The organism is Autumnicola tepida (assembly GCF_031846485.1).
GTDB classification, from domain to species: domain Bacteria; phylum Bacteroidota; class Bacteroidia; order Flavobacteriales; family Flavobacteriaceae; genus Autumnicola; species Autumnicola tepida.
In genome coordinates, this window is sequence record NZ_JAVRHQ010000001.1 from 473,432 (window position 1) to 493,652 (window position 20,221).

Here is a 20,221-nt window from a genome sequence, read left to right on the forward strand (position 1 = left end):
ACTGCTCAATATTTGATGTAGGTCATTTCCCTGTTCTGTTAATCTTCCCAGCCACAAATAGTTTTTCCTATTTTTTTGGCATCCGCTAAGGAGAGTTTTTTTATGGAAGCTTTGCAGGCATTTAAGCCCCGGCAGTTTTTAGTAAAATGATATTTCTTACCATTTTTGCTATTACAGATAAATACGTCTTGATAGGTTATGGACGGTAAAGTTACTGTAGCAGAAGTCGTAAGAAACGCAACGCTAATGAGTAGGATGAATTTTTTCATAGGTTTGGAGTTAGTTGAAGTTCTAAGGTTTTCAATATTTAGTTATATGGGATTGGCACTCGCAAAAATTTATTCTTATCTAAAGTCCCAGGGTGCTATGGGATTTTCACCCTGCCATAATCCCCGGCGTGCTTTTCTGGCCTCCATCTCAAGAACATCGTAGCTCATTTCCGTACTATATTTTTTGAAGTGCCAGGCATATCCCAATCTTACCATTTCTTTATTTACATTAATCCCTTCCTCATTTAGGATCTCCGCTATTAATCTTCCGCCCATATCAAATTTTCCATCGGTCAGTAAGTTTATGTTCTGACCAAAACAGAGGTCGGATATCACAAGTTTTGCCTTATTCCCAAAGGCTTGTTTCCCTCTCTTTTCCGGTGCATCAATATGTTCCATTCTAATCCTTAATGGCAAGTCGTGATACAAGACATCTACGGTATCCCCATCGACTATTCCAATTACTTTCGCCGGAAGTACTAATTGCTCCTCGGTGGATTTTGCAGTTTTACTGGAATCTATTAATTCTGAAGGAATGGAGTCTGTTACTTTCTGCACCTGGTTGCAGGAGAAATGAACTAAAAGCCACAGGAAGATGAGGGGGAGACGGATTGACATTCTTTCTGTTTTTAAGCTTTTAAGATGAAATCCTGAATGATTTTTTCCATGTTCGAAGGAAGTTCTGCATTTTTGATTTCATATCTCTTGACACCCATTTTTTCAAACCAGTCAGCCCAGTATTTCTTGATTAGCTCTCCTTCATATTCATTTTTTTGATCAGGGTTTATTCCCAGAACCAGTACTTCAAGATTTTCAAGATTTTCTGTTGCCGGTATAAAACCGTACTCATCATTTTTAAATTTAGTAGCCCAATCGGCTGAATTTAATTTTACAGAACGGATATATTCAGGAGTCAGGTAGGTTGTTTTATTTCCTTCCGTTCTTCGGTTATCTACATGAAACATGTAACCGTCCGTTAAGATGACAAGGATGTTCCTGTGACCTTCTGCTATAGAATAGTCTTTAACTTTGTTTTTGAAGAAACTCCAGGTATCAGAACCTACATAGTGGTCATCTTGGATGGCCAGTTCATATATTTTTAAGGGCTCTGTCTGGTACACCTGTGAAAGATTCGACAATACATCGTTAGAGATATTCGTTTTGTTTAGATCAAACTTCAAGTTTTTCGAAATAGAATTAATTTCTGGATTAAGTGGCTCAGGTTCAAAAAACAGCTGAATTCTTTCGTTAATGCTTATTATTTTCTTGTTTGAAAGATGGCTTTGGAATGCTTCTGACACCGCTGCGATGTAAGCCGCGTCCCTTTGATAATATTCCATAGCCGGATTCGGGTATTTTTCGGGATTAATTCGGTCAGAAAGATCTAATAATAAGCTTATGTTAAGGTTGGTAGTTCCGTTTGTGGAGCTAGAAGCCTGGGAAATCTGGTGGGGATTTGGCTCCTGTTTATGCGTATCATTCAAACAGGACATACTGATGATAAGCAACGTGATTAGAAAAACTTTTTTATAAATAGAAATGGTCATTTTATTAATTTTTTGAGTAAACTAAATGTTGAAAATCTGGATCGGTCAATCTCATTTTCGCGAGGTATTCGGTAGAAATCCTTTCGCATTCTTCCAATAGCTCATTCTTTTGTTTAGTGGGAAGGGCAATTTCAGTGTTTATAGCCTGAAACCAGCCTTCCTTATACTGCGAGTGGTATAACAGATACTCCTTAATAGGAAAAATGAAACCATTAATTTTTGCCTGGATTTCTGAGATCTTACCATTTACTTCTGTCATTTGGTGACGGAAACCTTCAATTTTTTCATCTATGGTAGCTTTGGTATTTTTGAGGTTTATGATCTCTTCTTTTTTGTTTTTTATAAAAACTTTGATCTTGTCAATGTTTTCATATTCTTTCATTATAAAATCGAAGACAAGACCCCAGATTATATACACTACAAAACCGGCGAAAATGATCATCCAGAATTCTGCTTCAGTCAGTGCAATCTGTAGGTCATAAGGAGGGGAGTTGAGGGTTTTATTGAAATCGTAGATTTTCTTTTCAATTTGATATGCGAGCAGTGCATCGAAGAGAAATGTAATTAAAAGTAAGCCTCCCAGTTTTAGAAAATTCATAAACCCTTTCCCTTTCTGCATCATATGGATGACATATCCAAGGCCCATAAAAACAAAAGGAATGGTTATCACCAGTAAACCCTCCAGCCAGCTGTCATTGAAGGCGTTATTAAATGCATCTTTGTCAAAAATAGCTGCAGAAAGCATATCATCGGTAAATTCTTTAAAGAAAGCGGAGTAGGATGCCGATACATAAAAAACCAGCAGGTAAAGGGTGATAGGAAGCAGCACAAATAAGCCAATGTAGAACTGGGCTTTTGGCCTTTTATCCGCATCTACCCCATAGTTGCCGGGATTGTGCTTTACATCCACAATTTCTTTTTTTACAGTTTCAATGGATTCAACTACATCGGCCTCTTTTTTCTCAAATATTCCTAATCCGGTTTCCAGTTTTTTAAGTTCGGTGCGCAGCTTTTCCTGTTCTTCCCGGTAAGGCTGCTTAAGTTTCTCCTGTTCGGCCAGTTGCCGCCGGCACTGATCTTCAAAGCTGCTGAATAAATTTTGGAAACAAGCCTGTAGGACTATAGGTTTTCCGGAAGCTTTACTTGATGACGCAAACCCACTTTGATAGTAGGTGATCCTTATTTGTTCCCGGTCATCTGTATCTTCCACAAGGGGCTGGAGGTTCGCTGTGTTATCTTTAATGCTGAACAGTTTTTTTATTGACTCCATAGCTATCCGTTAAGTTGATTAATGATTTCATTTTTGGTTACTCCTTTTTGAACACAGTTTAAAAGATAATCTGCCAGTTCATTTACATTTTCTTCTAAAAATTCGAACTTCCTACAGTATTTTCTTAAGGTATTTTTTTCATCCTCGGTGATGATGTCATCGGCCAGGATCATACAAGCCAGATCATATAAATATTCGATACGAGTAGGAATGTCCTTAGGAATTGAAGTAGAGTGATCTACAGGGTTGAGAAGCAGCCTGTCCAGTTCTTCTTTGGGTACTCCGCGATCATCTGCAAATTGATAGAGCATTTTCAGCTCCATGACATCAAAGTTGTCATCAGATAAAGCCATTTGATACAATCTAAGGAAATGGCTTTTTAATTCAGTGGGGATGAAGGTTTTGTTCATATGGTACGATTAAATGATTAAGTATACACTGGTGAAGGTTAGGGTGATAAAGATGAGGAGTGTTAATACACATCCACTTTTTGAGCTCTTAGAAAAGCTTTTTCTATATGTGGCACCGGGGATTCCCGTTCTCACAGAATATCCTTTGGAGCTTATAGACCCTACTTTTGTTCTTATACTTGGAGATATACCCGACTTACTAATATTCAATCCTATACCTTTCCCGAGGTTAATCCTTTTTTGGTAGCGAAATCCCATAACTTCTTGATTTGTAGTCAAACCTAAGTGATTGTTTTGTAAAAATCTTACGGGTTTCCGTATAGAATAAAAAAAATAGTATGGTATTTGGAGGAAAAACAAAACCCACCAACGTGATGGCGGGTGTTGTTAATTGAGAGAGTATGCCTTTGAAATTGTTAAGTTTACTCTTCTGAAATTAGGATGTAATTAGAATTAACAAAACCTTCCAATTGACCGTTTTGCGTTCTCACCTTTAGCCAATCTCCTGTCTTAGCAAGAAATAACAGTTCTTGATTCTTTTGCAATTTGACCTTAACCGAATAGTTAGTACCTGGTCCATTTCGGAGGTTTAATGTTTGGGCGTCTACAATCAGTAACTTTAAATAATTTTTCGATTTTGTATCGTCGGTCATATTAAAGTCTCTCATTGGAGTGTTGTTTGTTTGTGAACCTGTAGTTCGGGAAATAGAGGAAGATTTATAGCGTGTGCCACTGGTACTTCCTGAACATACTCCGCAGGACCCTCCACTGTTACAGTGTCCACACCTGCTGCAGTTAGTACAGGCTCTGCAATAAGATGAGCCGGTACATTTTGCATTTTCTCCACTACAACAAGAAGAGATGGCTAAATCATTTTGACCGATCAGAAGAGCAGGAGTGAGAGTCAAAAACAAAAAAAAGAACAAGTTTTTCATTCTTCTGAGATTAGTATTTGTATAAATGTTACTTACATCCATTTCTGGAACAGGTTATTCTTTCATTGGTATTTATCCAATGATCAGCTTTTTCTTGAGTGTTGATTCCACAACCGGTTCTTCCCCCTTTGTTCCCCACGTGAACTTCACCTGAGGGTGTGTGTTTAACTGCCATAATTTTATTTTTAGGTTATACGGTAAAATTATTGAAGTTGGCTTTCTGTACCTTACGACATCGCGTAATGGACTGATTTTTTGTGGACAATTCGATTAACTACTTTCCTTAGAGAGAGCTATATGGAATTTTAAAAGTGGTCGGATATTCCGACTATTCGATTCTGAAATTAGCGTAAAGGTGTGGCTTTTAGCTTTGTGCAATATGAGATTCTATCCTAATTTTCAAATCGCCCTGAAAATCTTTAGAGACTTGATAAGTACCACTTGTCCATCCTTTTTACAAGCGTAATTTTCTTAAGCCTGGCTGAACTTGAACCCATCGCTATCTCAATTCTAGCCGTATTATTTTCCATTTCAGTTTCACCCTTTATTCTGCCGGTTTTAAAATTATCTACAAATATGTCCTGCATCTCAGCCGGTTGCATTTGCACCCAACCAATACCCCCTGCATCAGCATCATTCTCGAAGTATGGATCGAGTAGGTGCCTAAGTTTATCAAATTCCCGTTCTTCTGCGGCTTTAAAAATATATCCTAATACACCTTCCGGGGAGTCTTGAAAATCGAAGGTTTGGTGTAAATGGATAAGAGAAATTTCTTCTTCAATACTCGTAATGTAGTTTTCTATTTTTTTGATTTGTTTCTGCTGTTCAAAAAGTTGTCTTTCTTTGGTGGAACTGGATCTGCCTATTTGAAATTCTTCAATTTCTGCCAGATTATTTTCTTCTTCTTGCAAAATCTTTTTAACCCTATCAAGCTCGTTTGTTAGAAATATCTTCTTTTTAGAATCACCAACTTCAATTTTTTCCTGGTGAATTCTTTCCTGTTCCTCTTGAGCTGCAGCTTCTTTCTGTATTTGGGCTAACTGTGCTTTGTACTGTTCTACTTTTGTTTTACTTTTTCCACAGGAACTAATGAAAATAGCCAGGATTAAAATGAAAATGTAATTTGATCTCATAAGTTTGAGGGGATGCTTTAAGGAAGAATTAATTAATGGCATTTTTTTTAACTTTTCAGTTCTTCAATTTTATTTTTAGCTTCAATAAAATTAGATTCTATTCTCTCTAGATCGTTTATGAATAGGGTTTTATCTGAACCATATTTTTCCAATTTTATGTACCAGGTGGCTTTTCCCTTGGATATGAAATAACCTAACTGAAACCCGTCTTCCGTTATAAATTTATTTTCTAAATAATCTGGTCCTGCACTTACATCATTTTCGACTTCAGATTTTAAACTATTAAAGGCTTTTATTACTTCTAATAAATCAGAATATTCAATGGAGGCTGTTGAACTTCCATATTTATCAGGTTTTTCAATTTGATAAAAGTAGCTAGCGTTATCTCCACTATTTATTTTTCTAATTCTGGTTTCCGCGACTGTGTAAGAAGATTTTAAATTACTCAGATTGGAATCTGTGAATTTCGTAATAACACCTGTTTTTGAAGCAAACGCTTCCATTTTAGTTTTTACATCTTCAGATTCTGTCTGGGCGTCTTGTGAAAAACTATATGTTGTTATTAAAAGGGCAAGAATGGTAAGTGTTTTTTTCATGAAAATGAGTAGTTAGGTTTATTTAAAATTAGAGCTCAAGAAGTTTAATTAAGAAATACCGTAATGATTAATGATTAAAGAATAGAAGTATTTCTCTAATCTCCAGGCTTGTGCCTATGAGGTCTTAGCTTAGGATGTTTAGGTTTACTATCAGGTGTAACACGCCTTCTTTTATCTGGTGTTCCATCATCTTTTTTGGGTTTTGGTCCTGGTTTAATAGCTGTGATTGTTATCATATCTATGAATTGATTTGGTAGATTTTAAGGAATTATTCCGTGTATGCTGAACAGGGAATTTATTTTCTTTATATCTTTGGTGGAAAATAGAATTAACTGGTGTGGCAACGTGGTGAACAATGAATACAACCGTTTACCTGGTTGTAAGATTGTTTGGCTTTATCTACTGCCGATTCGCAGTTTGCATGAAATCCTAAATCTTTTCGGTTACTTACTCCTGGTGCATACCTGCAGCTTTCTTTATGAACCTCCCGATCTCCGTTTGGCTGCGGCTGAGTGTTTAAATAATAACGTTCCATAACTGTGTGTTTTTAGGTTAATATTTACAAAGTTAAAGCTGTTGAAGGTTAGTTGTTTACGGTTTCTCGTAAAGCAATGGAATTTTTTTAGAACTTTAATGGAGAATTATCATTGAAAGATCTCCATAGAGATGTTTTGTTCTATGACCTTAAAAAGAATCATTGCGTAGTATTGAGCAAATATTCATTAACACATTAAGGTATTTTTTTGGTGCGGTAGGTCACCTCGTTGCCGTGATAGAGGTCAAGAATCAATGTAGATTTTGATTATATCATTCTCCCAATATCTATTAAATAAAACTTTTGCATTAATCTATTGTTTATTCCAGATTAGCTCACTCTATATTGTATACACGGTTCTATAAATAATGCGGAATATCAGAAACTTGAAAATATATCCAAAAGACGGATACCCGTGCTTTACAGGAACTGATAGATAAAGAATTTGTTGAATGAAAAGGAACAACAGGAAAGGGAACTTCGTATATTTTTCGCTCCAAAACAGCAATGGGGTCATAAAGGGGTCAAACGAGCCACAATGGGGCCATAAATTTGCTGATTATAAATAAATCCTTCATTATCAATTGTTTTGAAAGACCCTATCAGTTGTTAAGCGGCAAGTATAGCACGTTAAACATCACTCTTACAATTTCTCACTTGACAAGTTATATGATAGCCAGCACAGTGCAAGATATAAAGACAGTAATATAGACTAAAAAAGGTTAGGGTAAAGTTAATGATTAAAAAGTCAAAGAACATTTACGGTTTAAAATGAACCATAAATGTTCTTATTTGCAAATATTTTAATAGTCAGTTATTTTAAAAGACCCCATTAGTAATTATGCAGCCAACATCTCCGCCAAAAGCTTTAAATCATCTAATAAATGGTTCGAGTTTTGTACCGTGGGGATCACTTTTAAGAATAACAATTCTTATTAAAACCACGCAAATCTCAGGATTAGCGTGGTTTTTAAGGTTTTAGGAGAAAACTGATGTTAGCTAAAATTCCTAAAGATTCAATATATCAAATTACGGAATTGGCAGACTTATCTTATTAACGCCTTTCTCACCGCAAAATTTGCTGGAAATTTAATTTATTCTGCTTGTAGCCGTGGCTATTGAAATGCTTTTAGAAAAACTGCATCGCTGGATTAAAAACTAATTCCCATAAAATTCCGGCCATCTTTTTACGAATAATTTAAATAATGAAGTTAAACCTTGCTTAAAATGTTTTTCAGGAAGTATGGAAGCAATATTTTTATCTCACAACAAAAATAAAAGTTATGGCTTCATATTTAAATAAAGATGAAATTGCAGCATCCCTAAAGGTGCTGATTAAGCAATACGTGAAGGATTGCGAAGACTGCGGGAAGCTTTCTCCTGAATTTATAAACCTTATCAAACATAATTTTCTTGCAGAATATGTTGTTTATGATAAGGAAGCTAAGACAGTTGAAATAGGAATAGAAGTTTCAGACACTAAATCGGTTTATCCCGAAATAAAAGTTTATCAATTTTCTTTGAAGTCGGCAGAAGACTGGGTAGCAAAATCCTGTAAAGAGGAAAATAGCGATCTCGAATTTTATGGAAAACTTCTAAATAAAAATGATATTTTAAATTCTTCTGATGTGGTATTGCTTCAGTAGATTTTTTATCAGAAGAAATTTTTGGAAAGCGGTTTTTGTATTCAAGAGCCGCTTTTTTATTTCCTCATCCGGTAAAAATTTATCCCACAGCGTTATTTTCAAACAGGAAGCCGATCTGCTACTTTGACAGGATGATAATTTTTTAGGGTAAAATTTATAATATACAAATAAGAGCCTGTTTGGGAATATGAGTTTTAACAGCTTGATAATTAACATTTTTAGAAGTGCTCCTCTGGTGATTCATGCGAAATCTTTTATTAAATTACTCTTGTAAATCATCAAATTTTTATTGTTATGTTAGCATATTTAGAAGCAGGAGAGATTAAAACTTCTTTACAAAATCTTATTAATGAGTACGTACAGGAATGTATGGAACAAAAGGAGCTTTCACAAGATTTTATAGAGCTCGTTAAACATAATTTTCTTGCTAAATATGTTTATTATAACAAGGAAAGGAAGATAATAGAAATTGGTATAAACGAGTCCAAGTCCCGGCAATCCTATCCTGCAATCCAGGTTTATTCTTTTCCTCTGGCAAAAGCGCAGGAGTGGCTTGGGGGAAAATTTAAAAATAACAGGTGTGATCTTGAATTCTACGGAAGCCTTATTAATAGCAGGAATTCTACTTCAATAAGCCGGGTGGTTGTAATGTAAAGTTACGGGAAAACATTATTAGTTTTGTAGCCTCTGTTATTTATTTTATTGATCAATCCCCAGGGGAATGCAGATGGAGATTAACTTTATTAATAAAATTATCAGATTATCCCGGGCTTGGATTCCATTAAGACATATTTAATTTATTTAATGCTTGTTTAACGGACTGGTCCGCTACTTTTCTATAACTTAAAAATAAAAGATTATGGAAAAGTACACGAATTTAAACAAGCAATTTATTGGAGGAAACTGGCAGGATGGAATTGACGATTCAAGCATAACCAATCTCAATCCGTTTGATGAATCTGAAATACATAAGGTTAAAGGCGCGAATGAAGCCGATGTGGATGCGGCATACAAAGCAGCGCAAAATGCTGCAGGAGAATGGGGGAAAACTCTTCCGCAGAAACGTGCTGAAATTATCCAGAATGCCATTCAGCTAATCACCCAAAGGAAAGAAGAAATTATTGAATGGCTCATAAAGGAAGCCGGGAGTACGCGAATAAAGGCTGAAGTGGAAATACAAATAACCCTCGGGATAATGAAAGAATCAGCATCTTTCCCTACCCGTATGCATGGGTTTATTTTTGATTCCATCACCCCGGGTAAAGAAAGCAGGGCTTACCGAAAACCATTAGGGGTAATAGGAATTATAAGCCCGTGGAATTTCCCTTTAAACCTTTCCATGCGTTCCATAGCACCTGCTTTGGCCACTGGTAATGCCATTGTGCTGAAACCTTCCTCCCAAACCCCTGTAACCGGTGCTACTTTGGCAGCCAAAATTTTTGAAGAAGCCGGGCTTCCAAATGGGGTTTTTAACGTGGTAATAGGCAAAGGTTCATCCATTGGAGATGCTTTTGTTGAGCATCCTATTCCAAAATTAATATCTTTTACGGGAAGTACTGCAGTTGGAAGAAATATAGGAAAACTTGCTGGACAGGCAGTAAAAAAGACTTCTCTGGAACTTGGAGGAAACAACGTTTTTGTGGTTATGAAAGATGCCGATATCGACAAAGCAGTGAATGCGGTGGTATTTGGTAAATTTATGCACCAGGGGCAAATTTGTATGGCCATAAACCGCGTGCTGGTGCAGGAGGATATTGCTGAAGAATTTGTAGAGAAATTTGTAGAGAAGACCAGGAAGTTAAAATCGGGTAATCCTTCCGAAAAAGATACACTTATAGGTCCTCTTATAGATCATGACCAGGTAGAAAGGATCCTGAAAGATCTGAATAAAAGTGCCAGTGATGGTGCAATTATCAGAATAGGAGGTAAAAATAAAGGTAATATACTCGAACCGACAATTATTGATAACGTAAGGGACGATATGCCCATTGCCGACAATGAAATATTTGGTCCCGTGGCTCCTGTTATAAGATTCTCTACAGAGGAAGAGGCTCTTAAAATTGCCAATTCCAAGGCGCAGGGTTTAAGCGGCGCGGTGTTTACTAAAGATACTGAAAAAGGGGTTGCTTTCGCCAAAAGAATAGAAACAGGAATGGTCCATATCAATGACCAAACGGTAAATGATGAGCCTAACGCCCCATTTGGAGGAGAAAAAGGTTCCGGAATAGGCCGTTTTAATGGTGATTTTATACTTGAAGAATTCACGCGACTACAGTGGATAACCGTGCAACATCAGCCACGGAATTACGCTCCGTTTGCATAAATAACTATGATTTAATAAAAGTTAAGCCAGGCATCAGTTTCTATGGTGCCTAGCTTTTTGTTGTAATATGCTCCATTATCATTTTTGCATGGATCCTTGAGTTTTCGATAAACCATTTGTGCGTGTCCACTCCGCCACAAATCACTCCTGCGAGGTAAATATTCTCCATATTTGTTTCCATGGTCTGCGGGTTATACTGAGGGATTTTTTTTCCATCCTCAGAAAGTTTAATGCCTGTTTTTTCCAAGAAAGCAAAATTAGGCCTGTAGCCCGTCATTAGCAGGACAAAATCATTTTCCATGGTTTGTTTGCCCTCCGGAGTTTCTATTACTACCTCATTTTTCCTTATTTCCAGAAGCTTTGCACTAAAATGGGCTTTTATACTGCCTTCGTTAATTCGGTTATCGATATCTGGCCGTACCCAGTATTTTACGCGCCGGCCAATTTCAGGTTTCCTAACAATCATGGTAACCTCCCCACCTTTTCTGTATATCTCCAGCGCAGCATCCACGGCCGAATTACTGGCGCCCACAACCACGGTTTTGCGGGTGGCATAGTAATGAGGATCATTATAGTAATGATAAACCTTTGGCAGGTTTTCGCCCGGGATATCCAGGTAATTAGGAATATCATAAAACCCAGTCGCTATAATAACATTTCGCGCATAATAATCGGCTTTTACAGTAGAGATTTTTATAAGGTCATTCTCCTGTTTTTCTACGGAATCAACTTTTTCAAATAAATTTATATTTAACTGATTGGAAGTGGTAATCCTCCTGTAATATTCAAGAGCTTCAGCTTTTTTAGGTTTTGGATTGGTGCTGATGAAAGGGATATTATCTAATTCCAGTTTTTCCGATGTGGAAAAAAAGGTCATATTCGTGGGATAGTGGTAAAGCGAATTTACCAGGCAACCTTTTTCCAGGATGAGGTAATCCAGATTTTTTTTCTCAGCTTCGAGTCCGCAGGCAATCCCTATAGGGCCGCCACCTATAATGACTATATCGTGTATTTTTTCAGGAGTTGGCAAGTTGCTTCAGGTTTTTAATGGTTCCTATTTGATTTTCAGCTTTAAAAACAAAACTGCCCGCAACGAGTACATCTGCTCCGGCTTTGGCAAGTTCTAAAGCATTTTTATCACTAACCCCACCGTCAATTTCAATAAGGGTAGCAGCATTGTTTTGAAGGATCAACTCCTTCAATTGCTTTATTTTTTTATAAGTATTTTCGATAAAGCTCTGACCTCCAAAACCTGGGTTCACACTCATGATGAGGACAATATCAATGTCTTTTATTACGTCCTTCAATAGATCTACATTAGTATGAGGGTTTATCGCAACGCCCGCTTTCATTCCTTCAGTCTTAATAGCCTGGAGGCTACGGTGTAAATGGGTGCATGCTTCAAAATGAACGGTAAGATTTTGGGCGCCCAGTTTCGCGAATTTCTTAATGTACCTGTCCGGCTCAACAATCATAAGATGGACATCCAGAGGTTTGGCGGCATGTTTGGAGATTGCTTCAAGCACCGGCATTCCGTAGGAGATATTAGGGACAAAAACACCATCCATAATATCGATATGAAACCAGTCTGCAGCGCTGCCATTAACCATTTCTATGTCCCTTTGAAGATTGCCAAAATCGGCAGCGAGAAGAGAAGGGGCAATTAATTTTTCTGTCATAGCTTTTGTTGTGTTGCGACAACAAAAGTAACAAGAATAAAACTAATTATTTGAATATATAAAAGTCTTTAAAATACCCTTAACCACTCTCTGGCAGCTCTCATCCAGTACTTTGATATGGTCTAAGTATCCTTGTAAAATTTCTTCTTTGTATTTGGTTTCTTCAGAAACAAAGTCCACATCATATCCGTCAAAAGATTCCTTATTAATTTCCCTGCCAAAAATACGGATTAGGTTATGATGTCTTTTATCTTCTTTAATTTTCCTGTACAACTTTTGAATCTGTTCTTTTTCACCTTCCATCACCTGGAGAAAATTACCGTCAGAATATAGAAGTAATCCCGTAATACCTGTAGCATTATTCTCTTTCCTGCTGTGCAATAACAACTCTTCTATTTCCCATCTTTTTATAGAAGGATTTGCCGTGCTTACATAACAAACAGCGTATCGCATTTTAACAGGTTTTAATTAAAAATAAGGAAAATAACCGGGATGTAAAGAAGGGATAATCAAAAGTTGTATTATCAATTTTTAGCGATAAAAGAGCCGAGAAGATTTTTTATGGCTTTTTGTGTAGAGTTATCCAGGCTCTTAATATTTTCTAGATACCGGTCTATGGCTTTACCCTCATAGCCTACTTCAGAAGAAAGAAATTTACAGGAGTACTCTTCAAAAGATTCTTTGTTAATAGGTTTTTCAAAGATTTTGATAATGCTATGATGACTTTTATCCTGCTTTATTTTCTCATATAGATCTGAAATGGAATGCTCTTCACCCTCCAACACCTGAAAAAAATTTCCTTCAGAAAAAAGCAGCAGGCCGGTGATATTATTATTGTTGTTATTAATTTCTGAGATTTTTAAAATTTCTTCTACTTCCTGGGAAGATAATTCCCTCCTGGCGGTGCTTACATAACTTATGGCATGGCGCATCTTAAATGTATTGATGTTAAAGAACAAGATAACAAATTTTAAGAATTGTTCAAAAGGCTTGTTGGATTTAGGCTATTTAAAATTCTAAAAGTGGTCACGAAGAACCTTCTCGGCTGCACTATATCCACCCATGCCATGTACGCCACCACCAGGAGGAGTGGAGGATGAACAAATATACACCCGGGGATTCGGCGTGGAGTAGGGGGAGAATTTCGTTATTGGCCTGGTAAAAAGCTGGGTAATATCCTGGCTGCCGCCATTTATATCACCGCCCACCAGGTTAGGGTTAAAATTTTCCAAGGCCTGTGTATTCATGGTAGATCTTGCTAATATACATTCCTTAAAACCTGGAGCGGCTTTTTCTATTTGTGCCTCTATTTCTGCAATATAATCTCTGGTGTTTCCATTGGGTACATGGCAGTAGGCCCATGCAGTATGTTTATTTTCCGGCGCTCTGGTAGGATCAAATATGGAATGTTGGGCCAACAGGACATAAGGGTTTTTATTTGTGCTGTGGTAGTGGGTGGAATTTTCAGACCGTTCCAGTTCTTCCTGGCTGTAGCCCAGGTGAACAGTACCAGATTTTTTACACTTCTCACTCAGCCACGGAATAGGTTCGCTTAATGCCCAGTCCATTTTAAAAACTCCCGCGCCATATTTATAATTTCCCATTCTTTTACGATAGAGATCGGGGAAATTTGTGCCTTTGATTTCCAGAAGTTGCTTTGGGGTTAAATCGAAAATATAAGATGTTGCTTCTGGCAAATCTTCAATATGAGTAATTTTTTGGTTGAAATTTATTTCCCCTCCCATAGATTTATAGTAAGAGAGCATGGCCTCAATAAATTTCCCTGCACCTCCTTTTGGAAACGGCCATCCATATTTATGCGCCATGGCTGTTAAAACAAGGCCGAAGGAAGATGAGGCAACTCCTGTTAAGGGCAAAGTCGAGTGTGCCGCCGAACCGTAAAAAAACACCTTTGTTTTTTCATTTTTGAAATAATGATTTACCAGGCTATGGGCAGATGTAAAAGCTTTGAGGCCAAACTTAGACAATTTCAATGGATGCTTTGGCCACTTTAAAGGTCCTAACAGATTATTTTCTATATGCGGCCAGTCATTAATAATAGGTTCAAAAAGACTCTTATAGGCTTTGGCATCCTCGGGTACTTGATCTGCGGTCATATTAATGTCCTTATAACAGGCAAGTGCAGAACCATCAGCAAAAGGATGAGAATAGGGGATATCTGGAAAAATCCATTCCAGTCCGTGCTCCTCCAGTGGTAATGTTCGCAAAAACGGAGAAGCATAGCCTAGTGGAAGAATGGCTGATCCTATATCGTGTTTGAATCCGGGCAGGGTGACTTCCAGGGTTTTTGTTGCTCCCCCTGGAATAGATGCCTGTTCAAAAACAGCTGTTCTTAAACCTTTTTGCTGAAGATGAATCGCTGCCGATAAACCATTTGAACCACTCCCAATTATTATCGCATCATATTTATTATCCATTAAGGCAGCTGATTTTTATCAAGGTTACTTAAATATTCTTTAAAGGTAGTAGTTCCATACTGTTCACCAATCATATCCCTTGTAGTAATGTACTTGAAATAATCGAGTTTATCATGAAAGTCGTCAAAGAATTTAGGGAGTGCCAGCCCTGCATCAGCAACTATTTCAGGGATTTTGATAATTTTTCCGCCAATGGCTTCCTGTATCATTTCTGCCATTTCCAGGCGGGTGTGAATTTTTGGTCCTCCAACTTCAATCAATTCCGGGCCGGAATCTACATAACGTACCACCACTTTGGCCAGGTCTTCATGATGGATACTGTTGGTTTTAGCACTTCCGTCTCCAACTATTGGAATAACATTTCGTTTTGCCATTATGGCCAGATCATGGATTCCTGAGAAAAAACCTACCGGTCTTAAAACGGTATATTCTATGGAAGAAGCACGCAGTTCCTGTTCAAAAAGCTTGTGGGCATTGGCCACAGTATAATCCTTATTGCTGTCTGCACCTTTAATAGAAATATAGACGAATCTTTTAACATTGTTCTTTTTTGCGTCCTGCAGAAGGTTTTTATTAGACTGGTAATCTATCTCATAAAAAGATTCCTTGTTGGGAGTGAACAGGCTTACACTATTTCCCAATGCCGAAACCACGGTATCAATTCCTGCGGTAATATCTTTAATACGGGACACTTCTTTACTGGCATCTGCTTTCCATATATCGTTACTATATGGAGTGAGTTTCTGCTCCCCGTCATCAGAGCTTGTGAGAACCCTTAATTCGTAGCCCTGTTCGCTCATAAATTTTACAATTTCCAGGCCCAAAGCGCCGGAAGCTCCTGCAACCAAAATTTTTTTCTGTTTGTCCATACCGGAATTTTAATGGAAAAAATACACAGAAATTGTAGAAAAAATAAAAAGAATATAGTTGATTAACACATGTTTAGCTTCCGTTGAAGTTGAAAGAAAAAGAATTCCAAAAAGAAAAAACCCCGGTCATCACTCCGGGGTCATTCATCAATCAAAAAACGAACAGTTATTTTCATACCGGTCATCACTCCGGCACTAAACTGTTGTCATCTTAAATATCTTATCCTAAGTAAGTTTTTAGAATCTTACTTCTGGAAGTATGTTTTAACCTTCTTATGGCTTTTTCTTTAATTTGTCTAACTCTTTCCCTTGTTAGATCAAAAGTCTCGCCAATCTCTTCCAAAGTCATGGGATGTTGGTCTCCCAAGCCAAAATAAAGTCGAATTACATCGGCCTCACGAGGAGTTAGGGTTTCTAATGCACGCTCAATCTCGGTTCTAAGCGATTCGTGAAGTAGCTCTTTATCCGGGTTTGGTGATTCCCCACTACGTAAAACGTCGTAAAGGTTAGAATCCTCACCTTCCACCAATGGAGCATCCATAGACACGTGGCGACCGGAATTCTTCATCGATTCCTTTACGTCGTTAATGGTCATGTCCAGCTCTTTGGCGATCTCTTCTGCACTTGGAGGACGTTCGTGGGATTGCTCCAAAAATGCAAAGGTTTTGTTGATCTTGTTAATCGAACCAATCTTGTTCAGCGGCAGGCGCACAATACGCGACTGCTCTGCTAAAGCCTGTAAAATCGACTGGCGAATCCACCATACGGCATAAGAAATGAATTTAAAACCACGGGTTTCATCAAAACGTTTCGCGGCTTTAATCAGTCCTAAATTTCCTTCATTAATAAGATCGGGAAGCGTTAATCCCTGATTTTGATATTGTTTTGCAACCGAAACCACAAAACGTAAATTCGCTTTGGTCAGTTTTTCCAAAGCACGGTTATCACCCGCTTTAATGCGCTGAGCCAATTCTACCTCTTCATCGGCAGTAATCAAATCAACCTTACCAATTTCTTGCAAATACTTATCCAGCGAAGCAGTTTCACGATTTGTTACCTGCTTCGTAATTTTAAGTTGTCTCATCTATCTTTCTCCTTGGATTTTAATATGAATAGCTCTTGTACTGGTTTATACGTAAGGAGTAGTCGTAATGTTACAAAAAAACTTAAAAAAATTTTCAGGGCGCCTCCCTTCGGGCCGGGCTTTTCGCTTCAAGTCCTCGCTCCTTTCAGTCGCTGCGGGCTTTACACTGCAATCCCTGGCGCGAAGAGTTTGAAAGTTGAAAGTGGAAAGGTTTAAAAATAGACCATAGACGGTAGAGTGTAGACTGTAGTTCGGAGTGAATAGCTGGGGGAATAAGATATTGCTGTTTGGTGAAAATTCATATTTCAAGGCCTTATTCAAGATTTTTTAAAATGTCCGAAGTTCTAGTCCGGAGTAAGGAGAAAGCCGGTTTTCTGCAGGTAAAAATTGCCATTTGAAATCTCTCAAAATTTAAAATTATCCATTCAAAATTCAACATTTAGAATAAATCCGCTCCCCATCACTTTAAGAAGTGGGCGAAGGCCGGGATGATTGAAGTAAACAATAGTTTTTAGTTCGGAATTCGGGAAAAGCCGGTTTTGCCAGCTGGAAATTACCATTTTAGTGGTCTCATTCAAAATTCAAAATTTCTAATCCAAAATTTTATAAAGGTTTCCTCTGCGCTGAAAATTGCCGTTTCGGCTTGTTTTTCAAAATTCGACATCTTTAAAATTAAATGCCCCTGAATTTCTCCAGGGGCATTTAAATATATAATTCAGAAGAAATTAATCCTCTTTTCTACGATCTCTCCCGCGGTCGTTTCTTCCTCCACCGCGATTGTCCCTGGAACCGCGGTTATCGCGGTTTCCTCCACCTTTATTATTGTCTCTCGGCGGGCGCGACTGGTAACCTTCAGGTTTTTCAAGTAAAGCCTTGCGCGATACTTTTTCCTTTCGGGTTTTAGGGTCTATACCAAAGTATTTTACATCAATAACATCTCCAATATTTACAATATCAGTTACATTATCGGTACGTTCCCAGGCAAGTTCAGAGATATGAAGCAAAACTTCATTCCCCGGAGCTTCCACGTATTCCACAACAGCACCAAAATCAAGTACTTTAATCACTTTTACTTCGTAAACGCTGCCCTTTTCAGGCTTAAAGGTAATCGATTCTATTTTAGCAAGAACCTTGTCTATACCTTCCTGCTGAGTTCCAAGAATTTCTACAATCCCTTCTTCAGTCACCGGATCTTCGTTAATCACGATTTCTGTTTTGGTTTCTTTCTGAAGTTCCTGGATCACTTTTCCGCCAGGCCCGATTAACGCCCCAATAAATTCATTAGGAATTCTTCTGGTGATAATCTTTGGAGAATGCGCTTTTACATTTCCGCTTGGCTGAGCAATGGTGTCCGTCAGTTTTTCAAGAATATGAAGTCTTCCTTCACGTGCCTGTTTAAGGGCTTTTACTAGAATTTCGTAAGAAAGTCCTTTAATTTTAATATCCATCTGGCAGGCGGTAATTCCATCTGCAGTTCCGGTCACTTTAAAATCCATATCACCTAAAGCATCCTCATCTCCAAGAATATCAGAAAGAACAGCGAAATCTTCTCCCTGCGAAATCAATCCCATGGCGATCCCCGAAACCGGCTTTTTAAGCTGCACTCCAGAATCCATAAGTGCCATAGTACCGGCACAAACGGTAGCCATAGAAGAGGAGCCGTTAGATTCCAGAACTTCAGAAACCACACGTACGGTATAAGGGCAATCTGCGGGAATCATTCCTTTAAGGGCTCTTTGAGCTAGGTTTCCGTGGCCAATCTCACGTCTTGAAGTACCTCTTATAGGGTAAGCCTCCCCGGTTGAGAAAGGAGGGAAGTTATAGTGCAGGTAGAAAGTTTCTTCTCCCTGCTGAGTTGGTAGGTCCACCTGGTTAGCTTCCCTTGAAGTTCCCAAAGTAACTGTTGCCAATGCCTGGGTTTCTCCCCTTGTAAATATTGCCGATCCGTGGGTAGAGGGTAGATAATCTACTTCACACCAGATTGGGCGAATTTCATTCGTTTTTCTTCCGTCAAGACGAATTCCTTCTTTCAGGGTAAGATCCCTTACCGCTGCTTTATGGGCTTTATTGAAATAGGTACTAACAAGGGCAAGATTTTCTTCCAGTTCTTCTTCAGTAAAAAGCGCTTTTACTTCTTCTTTTAATTCAGAAAAAGCCTCAGAACGCTCTTTTTTATCAAGTCCTTGTTTTGCGATATCATAAGCCTTCTGATAAGTGGCTTCATGAACTTTTTTCTCAATATCTTCATCTTCCCTGGCAGTTTCGTACTCGCGGGTTTCCTTTTTTCCAAAGGCTTCTGCCAGTTTTACTTGGGCTTCACACTGCTTTTTAATGGCTTCATGGGCAAATTTAATTGCTTCAGCCATTTCTTCTTCAGAGCATTCGTCCATCTGGCCTTCCACCATCATTACAGAGTCTGCAGAGGCGCCAACCATCACATCCATATCGGCATCTTTCAATTGCTCGCGGCTGGGGTTAATTACAAATTCCCCATTAATGCGGGCAACGCGTGCTTCAGAAATAGGGGTTTCAAACGGAATGTCTGACAACTGAATGGCTGCAGAGGCGGCCAGTCCAGCCAGCGCGTCGGGCATTACTTCCTCATCATGAGACATCAGCTGAATCATTACCTGGGTCTCAAACTTGTAATCTTTAGGGAAAAGCGGGCGCAATACACGGTCTACCAACCTCATCACCAGAATTTCCTCGCTGCTTGGCCTTGCTTCTCTTTTAAAGTATCCACCGGGGAAAAGTCCTGCTGCGGCGAATTTTTCGCGGTAATCCAATGTTAATGGAAAGAAATCCATTGTGGTGGGAGTGTAGGAAGATACCACCGTACAAAGTAACATGGCATTTCCCATTTGTACAACAACAGAGCCGTGAGCCTGTTTTGCTAATTTTCCGGTTTCGATGGAGATCTCTCTTCCGTCTCCAAGGTCGATAACCTCTTTAAATGTCTTTGGAATCATAATATTTTTTGAATTCTATCTGTCCGGCAATTCTCCGGAAAGTGTTAAACAATGGTCTCCGCCTTGCCCGGGCGGCCGGGATGTGTTGTTGTGTTGTGTGAAGTTAAGATTGACCAATGAAAAACTACCTCCTGACTTTCGATGCGAGGTGACAATTTTTAAGTTGAAAAAATGATAAATTTATCATTTCAATATATAAAAAAAGGGGCGAAAAACGCCCCTGAAATTTATTTTCTTAATCCTAATTCCTGAATAATGGCACGATATCTCATGATATCCTTTTTCATCAGGTAATCAAGTAAACTTCTTCTTTTTCCTACAAGTCTTACCAATGAGCGCTCTGAATTAAAATCTTTGCGGTTTTTCTTCAAATGCTCTGAAAGGTGAGCGATCCTGTAAGTGAACAATGCAATCTGACCTTCGGCTGAACCCGTGTCAGTTTTACTCTGACCGTGTTTTTCGAAGATTTCTTCTTTTTTCTCTTTGCTTAAATACATTCCAATATTAATTTTAATGAT

Annotated in this window: 22 protein-coding genes; 3 read left to right on the forward strand and 19 right to left on the reverse strand. The window is 38.2% G+C overall.

Going from position 1 to position 20,221, the window contains the following annotated elements; translation table 11 throughout:
* Positions 1-38: 38 nt before the first annotated feature.
* The 10 genes from RM553_RS02225 to RM553_RS02260 form a co-directional block, all read right to left on the reverse strand.
* Positions 39-269: a hypothetical protein gene (locus RM553_RS02225; RefSeq protein ID WP_311533342.1), complete on the reverse strand. Its 231-nt coding sequence runs from the start codon at positions 267-269 to the stop codon at positions 39-41.
* A 75-nt stretch (positions 270-344) separates the two neighbouring features.
* Positions 345-887, reverse strand: coding sequence for a thermonuclease family protein (locus RM553_RS02230; RefSeq protein WP_311533343.1), 543 nt, complete (start codon positions 885-887; stop codon positions 345-347).
* Between the two features lie 11 nt (positions 888-898).
* Entirely contained in the window at positions 899-1,816 is a 918-nt protein-coding gene (locus RM553_RS02235) for a hypothetical protein (protein ID WP_311533344.1), read from the reverse strand.
* Between the two features lie 4 nt (positions 1,817-1,820).
* A complete protein-coding gene (locus tag RM553_RS02240) occupies positions 1,821-3,086 on the reverse strand; it encodes an ABC transporter permease (protein ID WP_311533345.1) in 1,266 nt (421 codons plus the stop codon).
* A gap of 2 nt (positions 3,087-3,088) precedes the next feature.
* Positions 3,089-3,496: a hypothetical protein gene (locus RM553_RS02245; RefSeq protein WP_311533346.1), complete on the reverse strand. Its 408-nt coding sequence runs from the start codon at positions 3,494-3,496 to the stop codon at positions 3,089-3,091.
* 9 nt (positions 3,497-3,505) lie between these two features.
* On the reverse strand, positions 3,506-3,754 hold the full coding sequence (locus tag RM553_RS19680; RefSeq protein ID WP_432271442.1) for a DUF4236 domain-containing protein: 249 nt from the start codon (positions 3,752-3,754) through the stop codon (positions 3,506-3,508).
* A gap of 164 nt (positions 3,755-3,918) precedes the next feature.
* The gene (locus RM553_RS19685) at positions 3,919-4,473 is read right to left on the reverse strand and encodes an SH3 domain-containing protein (RefSeq protein WP_432271443.1); all 555 of its coding nucleotides are present in this window, start codon (positions 4,471-4,473) and stop codon (positions 3,919-3,921) included.
* A 377-nt stretch (positions 4,474-4,850) separates the two neighbouring features.
* Positions 4,851-5,606 (reverse strand): hypothetical protein, encoded by a 756-nt coding sequence (locus tag RM553_RS02250; protein WP_311533347.1) that lies wholly within the window; start codon positions 5,604-5,606, stop codon positions 4,851-4,853.
* A gap of 5 nt (positions 5,607-5,611) precedes the next feature.
* A complete protein-coding gene (locus RM553_RS02255) occupies positions 5,612-6,160 on the reverse strand; it encodes a hypothetical protein (RefSeq protein WP_311533348.1) in 549 nt (182 codons plus the stop codon).
* Between the two features lie 328 nt (positions 6,161-6,488).
* Complete coding sequence (locus RM553_RS02260) at positions 6,489-6,695, reverse strand: hypothetical protein (protein ID WP_311505125.1); 207 nt, start codon at positions 6,693-6,695, stop codon at positions 6,489-6,491.
* A gap of 1,283 nt (positions 6,696-7,978) precedes the next feature.
* On the opposite strand from RM553_RS02260, the gene RM553_RS02265 reads away from it, so the two are divergent.
* The 3 genes from RM553_RS02265 to RM553_RS02275 all read left to right on the forward strand — a co-directional run bounded on the left by RM553_RS02265 (position 7,979) and on the right by RM553_RS02275 (position 10,664).
* Entirely contained in the window at positions 7,979-8,341 is a 363-nt protein-coding gene (locus RM553_RS02265; protein ID WP_311533349.1) for a hypothetical protein, read from the forward strand.
* A 294-nt stretch (positions 8,342-8,635) separates the two neighbouring features.
* Positions 8,636-8,995 (forward strand): hypothetical protein, encoded by a 360-nt coding sequence (locus tag RM553_RS02270; RefSeq protein ID WP_311533350.1) that lies wholly within the window; start codon positions 8,636-8,638, stop codon positions 8,993-8,995.
* 205 nt (positions 8,996-9,200) lie between these two features.
* Entirely contained in the window at positions 9,201-10,664 is a 1,464-nt protein-coding gene (locus tag RM553_RS02275) for an aldehyde dehydrogenase family protein (RefSeq protein ID WP_311533351.1), read from the forward strand.
* Positions 10,665-10,713: 49 nt separating this feature from the next.
* Here the strand turns inward: RM553_RS02275 and RM553_RS02280 are convergent, their stop codons facing one another.
* The 9 genes from RM553_RS02280 to rpsO form a co-directional block, all read right to left on the reverse strand.
* Positions 10,714-11,694, reverse strand: coding sequence for a YpdA family putative bacillithiol disulfide reductase (locus RM553_RS02280; RefSeq protein WP_311533352.1), 981 nt, complete (start codon positions 11,692-11,694; stop codon positions 10,714-10,716).
* Positions 11,681-12,343 carry a ribulose-phosphate 3-epimerase gene (gene rpe, locus RM553_RS02285; protein WP_311533353.1) on the reverse strand — a complete coding sequence of 221 codons (663 nt, stop codon included), beginning with the start codon at positions 12,341-12,343 and terminating at the stop codon, positions 11,681-11,683. Before rpe ends, RM553_RS02280 begins: the two co-directional genes overlap by 14 nt.
* A 42-nt stretch (positions 12,344-12,385) precedes the next feature.
* Positions 12,386-12,796, reverse strand: a complete 411-nt coding sequence (locus tag RM553_RS02290; RefSeq protein WP_311533354.1) for a BLUF domain-containing protein — start codon at positions 12,794-12,796, stop codon at positions 12,386-12,388.
* Positions 12,797-12,867: 71 nt separating this feature from the next.
* Entirely contained in the window at positions 12,868-13,302 is a 435-nt protein-coding gene (locus RM553_RS02295) for a BLUF domain-containing protein (protein WP_311533355.1), read from the reverse strand.
* A gap of 57 nt (positions 13,303-13,359) precedes the next feature.
* Positions 13,360-14,781, reverse strand: a complete 1,422-nt coding sequence (locus RM553_RS02300) for a phytoene desaturase family protein (RefSeq protein WP_311533356.1) — start codon at positions 14,779-14,781, stop codon at positions 13,360-13,362.
* Entirely contained in the window at positions 14,781-15,650 is an 870-nt protein-coding gene (locus RM553_RS02305; RefSeq protein WP_311533357.1) for an SDR family oxidoreductase, read from the reverse strand. Before RM553_RS02305 ends, RM553_RS02300 begins: the two co-directional genes overlap by 1 nt.
* Positions 15,651-15,870: 220 nt before the next feature.
* Positions 15,871-16,734 carry a sigma-70 family RNA polymerase sigma factor gene (locus RM553_RS02310; RefSeq protein WP_072552879.1) on the reverse strand — a complete coding sequence of 288 codons (864 nt, stop codon included), beginning with the start codon at positions 16,732-16,734 and terminating at the stop codon, positions 15,871-15,873.
* A 725-nt stretch (positions 16,735-17,459) separates the two neighbouring features.
* Positions 17,460-19,703 (reverse strand): polyribonucleotide nucleotidyltransferase, encoded by a 2,244-nt coding sequence (locus RM553_RS02315; RefSeq protein ID WP_311533358.1) that lies wholly within the window; start codon positions 19,701-19,703, stop codon positions 17,460-17,462.
* Positions 19,704-19,930: 227 nt separating this feature from the next.
* Positions 19,931-20,200, reverse strand: a complete 270-nt coding sequence (gene rpsO, locus RM553_RS02320; protein WP_311533359.1) for a 30S ribosomal protein S15 — start codon at positions 20,198-20,200, stop codon at positions 19,931-19,933.
* Positions 20,201-20,221 lie beyond the last annotated feature (21 nt).